General features: G+C 38.8%; 15 protein-coding genes. 2 read left to right on the top strand and 13 right to left on the bottom strand.

The window, feature by feature from the left end; all coding sequences use genetic code 11:
• Nucleotides 1–420: 420 nt before the first annotated feature.
• Complete coding sequence (locus COJ96_RS28965) at nucleotides 421–564, top strand: hypothetical protein (protein ID WP_180230280.1); 144 nt, start codon at nucleotides 421–423, stop codon at nucleotides 562–564.
• 52 nt (nucleotides 565–616) lie between these two features.
• Here COJ96_RS28965 and COJ96_RS27140 read toward each other — a convergent pair whose 3' ends face one another.
• The 6 genes from COJ96_RS27140 to COJ96_RS27115 all read right to left on the bottom strand — a co-directional run bounded on the left by COJ96_RS27140 (nucleotide 617) and on the right by COJ96_RS27115 (nucleotide 5,411).
• Entirely contained in the window at nucleotides 617–1,387 is a 771-nt protein-coding gene (locus COJ96_RS27140) for a class I SAM-dependent methyltransferase (protein ID WP_098576741.1), read from the bottom strand.
• A gap of 110 nt (nucleotides 1,388–1,497) precedes the next feature.
• Nucleotides 1,498–2,250, bottom strand: a complete 753-nt coding sequence (locus tag COJ96_RS27135) for an exodeoxyribonuclease III (RefSeq protein ID WP_098576740.1) — start codon at nucleotides 2,248–2,250, stop codon at nucleotides 1,498–1,500.
• Between the two features lie 116 nt (nucleotides 2,251–2,366).
• On the bottom strand, nucleotides 2,367–3,167 hold the full coding sequence (locus COJ96_RS27130; RefSeq protein WP_098576739.1) for a divergent polysaccharide deacetylase family protein: 801 nt from the start codon (nucleotides 3,165–3,167) through the stop codon (nucleotides 2,367–2,369).
• Between the two features lie 98 nt (nucleotides 3,168–3,265).
• Complete coding sequence (locus COJ96_RS27125) at nucleotides 3,266–3,706, bottom strand: peptidylprolyl isomerase (protein ID WP_098576738.1); 441 nt, start codon at nucleotides 3,704–3,706, stop codon at nucleotides 3,266–3,268.
• A 243-nt stretch (nucleotides 3,707–3,949) separates the two neighbouring features.
• Nucleotides 3,950–4,402 carry a CBO0543 family protein gene (locus tag COJ96_RS27120; RefSeq protein WP_257148653.1) on the bottom strand — a complete coding sequence of 151 codons (453 nt, stop codon included), beginning with the start codon at nucleotides 4,400–4,402 and terminating at the stop codon, nucleotides 3,950–3,952.
• Complete coding sequence (locus tag COJ96_RS27115) at nucleotides 4,329–5,411, bottom strand: DUF2515 domain-containing protein (RefSeq protein ID WP_098576737.1); 1,083 nt, start codon at nucleotides 5,409–5,411, stop codon at nucleotides 4,329–4,331. Before COJ96_RS27115 ends, COJ96_RS27120 begins: the two co-directional genes overlap by 74 nt.
• Before the next feature lie 128 nt (nucleotides 5,412–5,539).
• On the opposite strand from COJ96_RS27115, the gene COJ96_RS27110 reads away from it, so the two are divergent.
• On the top strand, nucleotides 5,540–7,405 hold the full coding sequence (locus COJ96_RS27110) for a terpene cyclase/mutase family protein (RefSeq protein WP_098576736.1): 1,866 nt from the start codon (nucleotides 5,540–5,542) through the stop codon (nucleotides 7,403–7,405).
• 34 nt (nucleotides 7,406–7,439) lie between these two features.
• Here COJ96_RS27110 and COJ96_RS27105 read toward each other — a convergent pair whose 3' ends face one another.
• The 7 genes from COJ96_RS27105 to COJ96_RS27080 all read right to left on the bottom strand — a co-directional run bounded on the left by COJ96_RS27105 (nucleotide 7,440) and on the right by COJ96_RS27080 (nucleotide 13,895).
• Nucleotides 7,440–7,946, bottom strand: coding sequence for a mismatch-specific DNA-glycosylase (locus COJ96_RS27105; RefSeq protein WP_098576735.1), 507 nt, complete (start codon nucleotides 7,944–7,946; stop codon nucleotides 7,440–7,442).
• Between the two features lie 62 nt (nucleotides 7,947–8,008).
• On the bottom strand, nucleotides 8,009–8,593 hold the full coding sequence (locus COJ96_RS27100) for a YitT family protein (protein WP_098576734.1): 585 nt from the start codon (nucleotides 8,591–8,593) through the stop codon (nucleotides 8,009–8,011).
• Between the two features lie 110 nt (nucleotides 8,594–8,703).
• Nucleotides 8,704–10,029 carry a Na+/H+ antiporter NhaC family protein gene (locus tag COJ96_RS27095; RefSeq protein ID WP_098576733.1) on the bottom strand — a complete coding sequence of 442 codons (1,326 nt, stop codon included), beginning with the start codon at nucleotides 10,027–10,029 and terminating at the stop codon, nucleotides 8,704–8,706.
• A gap of 143 nt (nucleotides 10,030–10,172) precedes the next feature.
• Nucleotides 10,173–12,044, bottom strand: a complete 1,872-nt coding sequence (gene abc-f, locus COJ96_RS27090; protein WP_098576732.1) for a ribosomal protection-like ABC-F family protein — start codon at nucleotides 12,042–12,044, stop codon at nucleotides 10,173–10,175.
• A 162-nt stretch (nucleotides 12,045–12,206) separates the two neighbouring features.
• A complete protein-coding gene (locus COJ96_RS29525; RefSeq protein WP_306460621.1) occupies nucleotides 12,207–12,341 on the bottom strand; it encodes an RAxF-45 family protein in 135 nt (44 codons plus the stop codon).
• 225 nt (nucleotides 12,342–12,566) lie between these two features.
• Complete coding sequence (locus tag COJ96_RS27085; protein WP_098576731.1) at nucleotides 12,567–12,980, bottom strand: hypothetical protein; 414 nt, start codon at nucleotides 12,978–12,980, stop codon at nucleotides 12,567–12,569.
• 27 nt (nucleotides 12,981–13,007) lie between these two features.
• Nucleotides 13,008–13,895 (bottom strand): peptidylprolyl isomerase, encoded by an 888-nt coding sequence (locus COJ96_RS27080; protein WP_098576730.1) that lies wholly within the window; start codon nucleotides 13,893–13,895, stop codon nucleotides 13,008–13,010.
• Nucleotides 13,896–13,908: the final 13 nt, after the last annotated feature.

Below are 13,908 nucleotides of genomic sequence, written 5' to 3'. Positions count from 1 at the left end.
TTACGTTGGCTTAGTTTCATATTCAAAACTAAAAGTTATTGTTTGTTTGCACGATTTTGTTTGTTTAGTTTTCAAAGAACAAGTCTATTAATCTTTCGTCAGCCAATCGAGTGATTAGCGACATTTGTTATTTTAACATAACAATTAATCATCGTCAACTTCATTTCGAAATTACCTTTTTAAATCTTTAAATTAGTTATTTCGTTTCAGCGACAAGGAATATAATACTACCCTATTAACCATTCGTCAACCACTTTCTTTCAATTTATTTAAAATGAATTGCAAGTCTCCGAAGAAATTACTGGACTTGCAATAATCATGATTAATAACATACCAATAGAAAAGATAAAATAATTATGTTTAGATTACTTTTTATAGGAAAAAATACTTTTGTACTTGTGTTTTGCAAAAGGAGATGACATGAAAGTGAGTATGGACTTTATGAAAAAAGAGGATGAAAATGGATTCGTTGCTCCTAGTGAACAAGAGCAATTAAATCAATCGGTTTTGGAAGAGAAAATGCCGGAATTTGATGTGATTGGAACAGCTCTGAACGATGTTTAAGTGGCAAAAAACCTTTGCAAAAAGAGAAATCCACTCTTTCTGCAAAGGTTTTTTACCTTTTTAATGCCTTCATAATAACTGCTTCACCTTGAAATGAGATGACTTGATCATTCGCAATTGACACCCTGAATTTCTCTTTTACTTTTTGAGAGGAGTTTTGGATGTAGTTGGATAACTTATCTTTTTCATTCTCTGGTAAATTCATTCGGTTACACCAAGACTCATATTGGAATGTTTTTTCAAATCGATGTATTTCATGAACCTCAAATCCATTCACCTCAAGCATGTGGAGCCATTCACTCTTTTTCCAAGCGCGAAAATGACTGTAGTCCCGCCATTTTTCGATCGTATTATAAAATAAGTCATAGTCATCATCTTCTGGAACAACATTATCATCAAGTAAAAACTGACCAGATGGCTTTAACACCCGATGAACTTCCTGAACAAATTTATTTACGTTAGGAAAATGGTGCGGAGCAATCCGACAGGTAACAATATCAAATACTCCATCTGAAAAAGGAAGATTTTCTGCATCCCCTATTATAAAATCGACATTTAAATGACCATTAGCTCGAATAAATTTTTCTGCTGCTTTTAACATTTCCGGAGTTAAATCCAAAGCTGTGACTTTCTTAAGCAAAGGAGCAAACGCATTAGCAGTATGTCCTCCGCCAGTAGCAATATCCAGTAAGTCTTCTTCGCCAGTGAACGTCGCCAATTGGACAAGTTTTTGCAAGTCCTTCCCATCCTTGTGGATGGCACTACTCACATAGGAATCAGCACTTTTTCCAAACTGATGTTTTACATCTTTTTTACTATCCATGTCATTTCCCCTTTCCGTAACTTTCTATAATTCAACTATAATGCAGCTACTTCATAAAGAAAATGACAGGTATTTTATGATTTACCATAAGAAAACCTAATTGTATTAAATCAATTGATTTCTAATAGGATTGGACAATGGTCGCTTCCCATTACATTACAATGAATGTCCACATTCTTAAGTCGCTCACGTAACTTTTCAGAGACAATAAAATAGTCAATTCGCCAGCCAATATTTCTTTCCCGGACTTTAGCCATATAAGACCACCAGGTATATGCCCCCTCTTGATCAGGATGAAAATGGCGGTAGCTGTCAATAAACCCTTCAGCAAGTAAGGAAGTCATTTTACCACGTTCTTCCTCAGTGAACCCAGAATTGCCTAGATTTGATTTAGGATTACGCAAATCAATTTCCTGATGAGCAACATTTAAGTCCCCGCATAGGACCACTGGTTTCAGTTGATCTAATTCCTTTATATGTTGAAGAATTCGATCTTCCCATTCCAATCGAAAATTAATTCGGGCTAGATCTCTTTGTGAATTTGGGGTATAAACATTGACTAAGAAAAAATCATCAAATTCTAAGGTAAGTATTCTACCTTCGTCTTCAGATTCATCTGTCCCAACGCCATACCGAACGGAAAGTGGTTTGTTTTTTGTAAAAACAGCAGTACCGGAATATCCTTTCTTAATTGCATAGTTCCAATATTGGTGATAACCATCCAACTCCAAATTAATTTGCCCTTCTTGCAGTTTCGTTTCCTGCACACAAAAGATGTCTGCATTAACTTCCTGAAAATAATCCAAAAACCCTTTTTTAACACACGCTCTAAGCCCATTGACATTCCATGATACTAATTTCATTTTTTGCGATTCCTTCTCCCTTAGTTACTAATTATTAATTTGTTTTTGATAGGAGACATTTTATCAGTAATGGTGCAATTGTGAAAGTAGAATGAACGCGAAATAAAAGGCAGTGGTTAACTGCCCTTTTTTAATGGTATAAAGTATTTTTCTGCTGCCTTGCCGGAAAACAGGTCAGAGGCAGGGACAATTTTTATATTTCGTTTTTCGAATTCATCTATCGATTGAAAAACACCAATCGAACATACCTTTCCTGTAATACCAACATGCCCAATCGCAATTCCTGTACCTTTAATTTCAGTAACCTTTGCTAGTCTAATCATTTGTTTGTACACGTGTGAAGAGGAGGAAATGTCGTCTAAAAATACATCCCTTTTAAGGATGGGAACACCTAGCTCTTTGGCTATTTTCGGGAATTTTGTGTTTGGGCTCGTCGCACTATCGATGATATATAATCTTTTTTTCTTAGCCACCTCAACGATTGCGCGAACAATTTGTTCATTTTCAACGGCAAGGGAACCCATATGGTTATTGATTCCGACAGCATATGGAACATCCTTTATTGCATCCTCGACAATTTGTTTTACTTCTGCTGGTGAAAGATCATTCGTGATTGGCCTTGGTCCAAGCCAGGATCTTTTCCCTCTTTTCGGTTCCATTGATAAATGAATCATTACTTCGATGCCGTATTTATGTGCCCATTTGGCATGTTCCTTCGAGTGCTCGGTAAATGGCATGACTGCAGCAGTAATCGGTATATCTCCTTCAAGGAAGTCCCGGACCCCACCTGTCCCGCCGCCAAAATCGTCAATAATAATCGCAGCCTGCAAATTTTTGACTTCTGTCTTTTCGGCTTTAGCTATTAATTGAAAGGAAAAAAACAGGAATGGAATGAGTATGATTACAAATTTTTTCATAAATGACCCCCAATTTGACTTTTGAGGTTAATTTACCCTATCCAATCATAAATTAGACAAAAAAAAAGAGAGAGCAAAGCTGCTCTCCCTTCTAAGGATTACTCCTCATCAAATACTTTAACTTCTTTCATTTTGTCACCATTTTTCATTTTAAGAGCAGTCTCGAGTCCTGATGTCACTTGACCAAAAACAGTGTGAACACCATTTAAATGAGGTTGTGATTCATGAACGATGAAGAACTGGCTGCCCCCTGTATTTCTACCAGCATGCGCCATTGATAAGGAACCTGGAACATGCTTGTGAGGGTTTCCTTCTGTTTCACAATTAATTGTGTAGCCTGGGCCGCCCATCCCAGTTCCCGTCGGATCTCCTCCTTGGCTTACAAAGCCAGGGATGACACGATGGAAAACCACACCATTGTAAAAACCTTCGTTCGCTAATTTTTCAAAATTCGCAACTGTACCTGGTGCTTCATTAGGGTAAAATTCAAGCTCCATCTTTTCTCCATTTTCCATTACTATGTATCCTTTTTTAGCCATTAAAAAACACTCCTTTATGTAAAAATCATTATTATCATACACTTTTCAAGTAAGAAAAGAAAGTTTCGCACCCTAATTTTCGATGATTGGTTATATTTCTGAGTTTGTAGTGGTAATATAATAGTACCCCTTCCGAACATTCGCTTGTTGCGGGACACTTAACCACTGTACGGACGGAAGGGGCAAGGTGTAACTGACGGTTACATCGCAAAAGCCGAGATGAAAATCTCGGCTTTTTGTCTGTTAATCTTTTCGTTTTGCCATCCAGGTGTAAAAAGAATAAATAAATGCTAAAAATAGCAGGTAGCCAAAAAACGAATAAAGGTGTTTCCAATTCTCAGCGTGTTCAAACCATCCCAACAATTCCGCAAATCTTTCAAAGATGGGCATTAAAAGACTGATGAATAAGATTACTCCTGCCTTCCCCCATTTATTCAACCGGTCCATAACCCGTAGGAAAACGACAATAAACACCGGTATCACCACAAGTGTAAACCCAATATTAATGGAGAAGACATTTGGGATTGGCCTCATAGGAAACTTATATATGCCTTTACCTACTAAATATAGATCTAAATAGGTCGCAAGCAAGGTTGCTAAAAACACCGTTGCAAAGGAAGGGTTAGTCCAAAATCGAAATGGCTTTTTTCGCGATGGCTGCGAGTTCGAGTCGTTCAAGTGTTTTACAGTATTCATTTATTATCTCCCCGTCTATTTTTTCATGGTCCTCAATTAAATAATCCACCACATGATCATCTTTAAACCAATCCCCTTTTTCAGCCTCCGTTTGGCTGACATTCTTCCAAGCGTACTGAAGGGCTGGACTATATATTTTTCTTGCCCGCGGTCTAAGCTGACAGGCTTTTAAACGTGTTTGATAGGCAAATCCCGGAATCCCTTCGTTAACGTTATTAAAAATATGCGGCCAGTAATCCTTCCTTGATCCGGTATGCGGATGGTTTTTTGCCCAGTCTAAAACTTGTTTTAACCGCTCCCTGTTTTTAAAAAGGATCGTATATAATCTTTTTCCAAGTAGAATACGCTCATGTAATGACTCAAACTGATGGAGTGTTTGCCCTGCTAGGTTCTTTTTTCCATAAGGAAAAAGAATATGGTTAAATGAAAGCAAATCTTGGAGGATAAATTCGAATTTATTTAACACACCCTTTTGGTAAAGCGGATTTTGAACTACTCGTTTCTCCAAATAACTTTGTTCATTGATAACCAGGGCGATGGCAAGGATATAGGCTTCTTGGGTATGCCAAAATTGATTCCAAATGGTTTCCATGAAGGTTGAAATATTGAGATAAGAACATAAATAAAATAATGGTTTATTTTTCCTTAAACTCTCCTGATACAGCAAAAATTGCGGGTATACATCTTGGAAAATCAGCCAATTCCCACGCTCTAAAAAGGCAAAAAAGGTTTCACTATCTTTTTTCGAGAGCAAACGGGTGAGAAATTCTCCCTTTAAGTCGGTCATGTTCCAGCCGCCATTACGGGAAACCATATGTCCAAGGAATGCCCAATGAATTTCAGGATGGAGAAGGTAAAATTCTAAGTAGGCCTTTGTTCTTGTGACATTATTTAGGTTATGCACGGCTGTCTTTCCTCTTATTTGCTCTAAAAGCGCACCATCTGCTTCCGTAAGTTTGGGCGGCATCGCTGCTTGTTTGCTCTTATTTTTTAATTCTTCTCTAATCATTTCAAGTGTGGTTTTTTGGCGATTTCTCGTAAAAAAAATGGATCATGACCTCCTATACGAATTCTCCTTCCACCAATGGAATATGTATGAATGAGAATAGATTTCTGGGAGAGGAATGAGAAATACCTATGATTAATACTAGCAAGGGCATCGATTGGCTTATTGAAAGGCTTCGAGCAGACCAATCTCCCAACGGATCATGGAATTACCCTTTTGAAACAGGATTGTCAACAGATGCCTATACGATCATTTTATTGCGGACATTGGAATTAAATGATGAAGAATTAATTCGAGGCTTGGTGGCGAGGATTTTTAGTAAGCAAGAAAAGAATGGGGCTTGGAAGCTTTTCTACGATGAGGGCGAAGGCAACTTGACCGCCACCGTGGAAGCCTATTACGCATTGTTGTTTTCAGGGTATGCCAAGAAGGATGACATGCGTTTGCGAGCGGCGAAAAAATTTATTTTATCCAAAGGCGGCATAGAAGAAGTAAGTATCTTTACCAAAGTGATGCTTTCTTTAACAGGACAATATATTTGGCCAGATTTTTCACCTCTTCCCATTGAATTTATCCTCCTGCCACATTATTTTCCAATTAATTTTTATTCCTTTTCTGTCTTTGGGCGAGCCAATCTAACACCAATTATTCTACTTGCTGATAAAAAGTTTTTTATCAAAACGTCAATGAGCCCTAATCTTTCGGAACTATATTTACACCGGCAGCAGGAAAATCTCTGGTTTCGCTCCTCGGAATACCGTTCCCTGCTTTCATTTATCAAGGATGGAGTTAAAAGATTAATGGGCTTACCTGAACAACTCCATCAGTTAGCGGTCGAACGGGCTAAGAACTACATGCTGAACCACCTCGAACCCGACGGCTCTTTTTATAGTTATTACAGTTGCACCTTTTTAATGATATTTGCTCTGCTGTCCCATGGGTACAAGAAAACAGATCCCGTAATCACCAAGGCTGTGAATGGGTTGCTTGCGATGAAATGCGATATCAACGGCCATCCCCATATGCAGTACACAACAGCAAATGTCTGGAATACTTCATTGATTGGTTATGCTCTGCAATCAGCCGGGGTCGCCTCAGATGACCCAATGGTGACAATGGCCAATCAATATCTTTTAAACCGGCAGCATCATAAATTTGGTGATTGGGTCATTCATAATCCAAAGACATTGCCAGGAGGATGGGGATTTTCAGATGTCAATACGATGAATCCAGATGTTGACGATACAACAGCATCACTTCGGTCTATTTCGAGAATGAATCCTCTTGAAAGGCATGTCTGGGACCGGGGCCTTAACTGGCTTTTATCGATGCAAAATGACGATGGCGGCTGGGGAGCGTTTGAAAAAAATACTGATACAAAATTATTCGAATTTCTCCCCATTGAAAAAGGAGAATTTTTGCTAACAGATCCATCTTGCGCTGACATTACGGGGCGAACGCTAGAGTTTTTGGGGAATTACACGAATCTATCTAGGGACCATAAAGCAATCCATAAAGGGGTGGAATGGCTGTTAAGTAATCAATTGAAGGATGGGTCTTGGTATGGTAGATGGGGAATTTGTTATCTTTATGGAACATGGGGAGCCCTTACAGGGTTACTTGCCGCTGGGATTCCTTCTAATCATGCAGCTATCCAAAAATCCGTAAAATGGTTAGATGGTATTCAGAATAAAGATGGCGGCTGGGGTGAGTCATGCCATAGTGATAGCAAAAAGGCTTATGTGCCATTAGGATTTAGCACCTTAACACACACTGCCTGGGCACTTGATACCTTGATTGCTGCTTCAGAAGAACCTACAGAACAAATAAGAAACGGAATCACCTATTTATTAACTTCCCTCGAAAAAGAAGATTGGACTACCGCTTATCCGAAGGGGCAAGGTATGGCCGGTGGTTTTTACATTCACTATCACAGCTATCGCTATATTTTTCCTCTTATCGCCTTGTCCCACTATAAGAATAAATTCGAAGTATAAAAAACATCGCCGGGGAGCATCACCCGACGATGTTTTATTCCGATAGTAGAGGGACAAGCTCTTTATAGATATTAATAATTTCCTCCAACTTCATACGTACTAGACCACTAGAAGATGGCGCTACGAAATCGACAACCCCTGGAACAATGCTAGTGGTTTGTCTTCCCCACTGAATTACTTTTAACCCACTGTATTGCTGATAGACTCCTTTTCCAACAAAGCAGACAATCTTTGGCTTAAACTGATCGATCTTCTTCTTTAAGATCTCACTTCCCTCTCTATACTCTCCTTTGGTAATTTCATCCGCTGCCTTTGTAGGCCTTTCTACAATATTTGTAGATCCAAATCCTAAATCTAAAAGCTTCGCATCTTCCATTGCTTCATATTTCCGTGGTGTTAACCCTGAATCGTACAATATCTTCCAAAAACGATTGTTTGGACTTGCATAATGACGCCCAAGTTCACTAGAGCGAATGCTTGGATTAAAACCAACAAATAAAATCTTTAAATTTTCCTCGAGAAGATCTCTGAGAGGTTCCATCGTATATCTCCTTATTAACAAGCTTGTTTATATTTACTCATCTTACCCCTAATGTGTAATTTTTACTTTATTACATTCTGCTCAATGTTCCTAGTGGTAATCAGACTTGCCAAAAGTCCCACTATTGCAACGATAACAAGCGAATAAAAAAGTTTCACATCTTGCAGCAGGAACAAACCGGTAATAATTATAACAGCATCCATCACAAACATAATTAACCCAACATTCATTCTAGACCATTTTGCAATAAGCAGGGCCAGCAGATCCATTCCGCCTGGACTAATATGATTTCGGAGCATCACCCCAACCCCGCTCCCAATGATTACAGCTCCTATAATCACACTGCTAAGGACGGACAAATGAAACATTCCATTCAATGGCACCAGCAATTCAATCATAATTCCGGAACAGATTGCTCCCATCACACCATTAAAAAAATACTCGGGATCTGATTTGTATGCGTACATGTAAACAGGAATATTTAGTAAGATAAATGTCATCCCAACTTTAAAACCCAAAATATATTTTAGCAGCAGGCTGATGCCAAAAAATCCTCCATTAATGATATGTAATGGCAGAATAAACCCATTAATACCAATCCCGATCATCGTACTTCCGAATCCTATTATCGCAAACTTTTTCAGCATCTGATCATCCCTTGTCCAAATTCTTTACTACCACATATATGAAAGATTTAAGGACTTCATTCGGAGTGATTAATATTGGATGCAGAAAAGGAGTCGCATCGGACTCCATTTTAGGCTATTACTGTCTGCTTTTCCTTAGATTTTCGTGCTTGTTTTACAAAGGATACTAGAATCGTTAAAATGGGTAAAATCCATAAAAAAAGGGCAAATGGAAGGTATGCCATAATTGGTATTCCAACAATGGTACTGCACATGATGGCAAGCACACTCCAGGGCACCACCCCCGGAAACAACATGGTGGAATCCCCCATAACTCGGGCTAACTCTTCTTTACCATAGGTATTAGACCAATGCGGAAGGAAGGATCTGCCGGTGAGGATAATTGGCAATGTTTGATTTGCTGCGATTAACGTGATTAAAAATGTCGCCAGCATTGTTTTTAGTGTGTCGCCAGTAAGCGTGCGGGATGATTGTAACCATCTATCTAAATAGGGCTGAATGACATTCATTTCTTCCAAAAGTCCATTATATGCACCTGCTAAAGCTAGAAATAGTAGCAATTCATACATATGAAGGAACCCACCGCCTAGCCCCTCGATTCCATGCCACAATGAGAATACGAGTTTTGGCCACGAAGATCCACTGAAAAGTGCGATGGCTGCTGCTGATAGAATGCTTGTTAAAAAAGCATAAACGATACTAATTCTTAAAAGGACAAATATAATTAAGATAGACGGTGGGATAAATTTAATGAGAGAAAGATCATTCCAACTTACAAGTTGCTGCTTTGAACCAGCCGTACCTGAGACTAGATAGTCCGCCGCTCCATAAAAGCAAAAGCATAGAAAAATAGCGGCTAGCGTAGTAAAAAGCATCGCTTTCCATTGTCTTTTTAAGGGCAATTCAACTGTATGTGACAATAGTTGATGGGCGCTTGAAAACGGGGAAGTTCTATCTCCTACAAATGCACCTGAAACCAAGGCGCCTGCCACCAATTCGACGGGAAGTTTCAGAACGATGGCCGTTCCGATGATTGGTATGCCAATTGCACTTAAAGTCCCGACCGTTGTTCCCAGCAGCATGGAAAATACCAAAGCACAGAGAAAGGATAAGACAAAAAAATGATTTGGAACAATAAAATGCAGAGCAATTTCCACCATTTGCTGAATAGTTCCTGCTAAATACCAGGATGGCAGTAAAAAACTCACCAGAAATAAAATTAAGATGACGATTCTAGTTTTGTTCACCCCCAAAATACTAATATGTAGAATCTGTTTTAAACGTAAATTTTTTCTCGCAGCCAACCAAGTAAGTACGAGATAGCCTGGAAAAAATCCTATGACTAGCGGATGATGAAAGATGACTGACCAAACCACCCCAGTCAAGGTAACGATTAAAAGCATTGATACTTGCTTTAAAGAAAAATGAATATTCATACCAACCCATCCTTTATGAAAGAAACATCTCTAATTATAAGGAAAAGCACCCCTTTCGAAAAGCAATTTCTACCACAAAAAAGAAGCCGCAAACTTGCGACTCCATTGCAGCTCCCAAAATGTTGAAGGGGAACTATTTCTTTTTAGATGATTTCTTCTAGCTGTTGGTAGAGACGGTCACGGTTATTTTCCCGCTCCTCTAACTCAAGATAAATTCTTTGCAGCAGTTCAAGTTCACTTTCCTCACCAAGTTTTTGTTTTAAAAGCTGAATTTCCGCTTCAATTTGCTCAATTTTTTCCTCAATCAAGGCTGCCCCCACATCTTCCACCTTTGATGCTTTCGGTGGGGAAGTTTTCGTCAACACTGGCCTTTCCTTCTGTTTTACCTCGATTGTTTCCTCCGATTTGCTTTTCGCCCAATCATAATTCCCAACGAAATAGCGAACAGTCCCATCCTGAAGCCAGTATATTTTCTTAAACAATTTATTGAGAAAATAGCGGTCATGGGACACAGCTAAAATGGTGCCATTAAACTGTTCTAACGCTTCCTCTAACACCTCACAAGAATCAATGTCGAGATGATTGGTCGGTTCATCCAGAATCAAAAGATTAATATCCTGGTACATCAACTGGGCAAGTCTAAGTCTCATTCTCTCCCCGCCGCTTAGTTGACTGACCTTCCGAAAAACGGCTGGTCCGTAAAATAAAAACCGGGCTAAAATATGACGAGCCTCTCCTTCATTGACGACGACTTCAGACCGAAACACGTCAATCAGCTGTTGTTCGCCAATATCCGTAAAGACATGTTGTGACAGATAACCTGCCTTTACATTGCTGCCCACCTTGACAACACCTTTATCTGGCTCCATTTCCTTCAGAATCATTTTTAACAGTGTGGATTTACCAGTACCATTTTCCCCGACAATTGCAGTGCGGTCCTTATATTGTACGAGCATGTTTACTTTGTCAAACAAGTTCTTCCTTCCAAAACTCTTCGTAACGTCCTCTATGACGATTACATCTTTACCGCTTCGATCATGGGCTTCGAAATCAATCGCCATTTTTTTGACGTCTATTTTTGGGCGGTCTAGTTTTTCAATTCGATCCAGTGCCCTCTGCATATTGGTCGCCCGTTTATGAAGGGCAGCACTTGGTGGATTGGAGCGGTTCGCCCAGTCACGGAGACGCTTTATTGCTTCTTTCATTTTTTTAATTTTTTTCTGTTGTTCTTGATATTCCTGAAATTCTCTTAAGAGCCGTTCTTCTTTTTCTTTCACATAACCGCTGAAATTCGTATGGTACAGTTCAATTTCTCCATCTTCCATTTCCAGCACATTCGTGACCACTTCATCTAAAAAGTAACGGTCATGTGAGATGAGAATAATCGTTCCTGTATATTCCTTTAGAAAGGCTCCCAGCCATTCAATCGCTTTCATATCTAAATGGTTGGTCGGTTCATCTAGCAGAAGAAGCTCAGGATTTTTCAATAAACTTAAACCCAATCCAACTTTTGTTTTTTCTCCGCCGCTTAATGATGAGAAGGGTTTATCAAGCAGGTCGGTAATATTCAACCCGTTTGCAATCCTATCCAATTGGGCATCCATTTCATACCCGCCATTTAAGATAAATTCATCCTGGAGCTTTCCATATTGATCCATTAATCTTTGGAGGTGTCCTGGTGCAGCTTCATCTCCCATTTCAACTTCTAATTGTCGAAGCTTAGTTTCGGTGGCTGTTAATTGCTCAAATGCTGTTTTTAGTACTTCTTTACTTGTTAGTTCCTTGAAATCAGATATCTGGGCCAAGTAACCAATCTTCAAACCCTTTTTCCAATGAATAACCCCTTCATCTCCCGATTCTTGGTTGGCTAATAGCTTTAATAACGTTGTTTTACCACCGCCATTACGCCCGACAAGGCCAATCCGGTTTCCTTCTTGTACTTCAAGGGATAGATCTTTAAAAATTATATTTCCGCCAAATGATTTGGTAATATGGTTTACACTGCAAATAATCATGTTCATTCTCCTTATTTATATAAATTAAGATGAACACTCTCTTCCGAATAAAAAAAGCCGCGGGCATCTTTTATGACCCGAGGCTAGTTAAAATTAGGCATGAAAAAAGAGTGCAGATATGTGCACTCTCTTCTGCCTATTTATAGTGGGTAAAGAGATGTGTTATCGTTCCATATTCATTTTGTAATTTTGAAAAAAGGGCAGACTACCCCCTTTGAAAATTACACCATGAAAAATTGCACGATAAATATTGAGTGCTTCCAACCAAAGTAACCGTGCATAAATAGAACGTTTCATCTCTTCTCCACCTCCGTTTCCAATTAGTTAGTTTCATTGTAAATAGTTCTGATACCGATTGCAAGCCTATTTTTTCTGATTAATCTAAAGGTTAGGAATTCAGATTTCGCCGCTTGGGGCGGTTATTTCGCGGACCCTCGGGTGGATTTCGCCAAATTGAAAAGTTATTTCGCCAATTTTCCGTGTTATTTCGCTTACTTGACACTTTTTTTCGCCAATCTTCATTTAATGAAGGTACTTTTTACGAGATCCCTGCCTTCTGCGATAGACAAACTTCCTAAAGTCATCTTCTTTTAGATTACCATCATAGATCAAAAATAATAATGATTGGTACTCTGGATACCGATCCTTGACGAAAAGGGCGAACTCCTTCCGTTCGCCCTTTTGCATCAATTTAAACTCTTCCTGGTTAATAATATCTTCAATCTTCTTTTCATAATAAGCTTTCGTATCTTCCCACTTTTCCTTGCGATTCTCCAATACATCTCGGGCATACTCAGGCAATTTCTCAATCACAAGATCAATATAGCCCTCTGACCACATAATCATTTTATCCTTTTCGGGAAGTTCAAAAACCATATGCATTAGTTCAAGATCATCTACTGTATCATTCGCTGCAAATTTCCCGACCCGATTCATCTTGTTATTCACCTCGTGACCATTAGGTTAGACTTCTTCTAAGGTATTCTTAATATCATAACTCTTCTTCTTTTTCTCTAGCCATGTTGCGTACTCAGAGTCAATTTTCTGATCTAGTAATGTTTCTTTTATTTTAGCCTTACTGTCATTATAATTTGCTTCTTTTCCCTTCTTTTTAGCCTCTACTTTAATAATATGGTACCCATACTTTGTCTTTACAGGCTTACTAACTTCTCCGACGGCAAGGCCAAATGCTGCATCATCAAATTCTGTGACCATGGTACCTTTTGCAAAATAACCAAGTTCGCCTCCAGCATCCTTCGTACTCTCATCGGTCGAATATTCTTTCGCTAACTTTGCAAAATCTCCGCCATTGTTTAACTTTTCTTTGACCTCATTCGCGGTTTTCTCATCAGCAACGAGAATATGACTTGCTTTAATTTGCTCGGCTTGGGCAAATGTATCTTTGTTTTCATTAAAATAAGTCTTCATTTCCTCATCGGTAATGGTAATTTCCGGCTCCAGCAATTTTTTAATCGTCAAGTAATTTTTTAGATCTTGTTTTAGGTATGTTAAAGAAGTATTGTTGGTTTCAAGCGCTTTATTAAAGGCTTCTTCGCCGCCATATGATGCTTTTAGAGTTTCAATTTCTTGATTCAGTTCACTATCTTTAACACTAACTTTTTGTTTTTTAGCTTCTGCAGCCACAATTTTTTCGCTAATGATTTTATCCACGGTAGCAGGACCGTACTGTTCGACCATTTCACTATATAGCTGGTCTTTACTAATGGCCTCTCCATTAAACGTTGCGACTGTATCCTCCTTCTTAAGGGTGAAACTTAGTAAAATTACTGACGCTACAATAAGTACTGATAGGATTATTACCATGATTTTATTTTGTTTTAAAAATGACATTTTTCTTGATACT

Origin of the sequence: Bacillus sp. AFS073361 (genome assembly GCF_002567005.1) — a bacterium.
Classification (GTDB): domain Bacteria; phylum Bacillota; class Bacilli; order Bacillales; family Cytobacillaceae; genus Neobacillus.
This window is presented reverse-complemented; position numbering and strand designations above follow the sequence as displayed.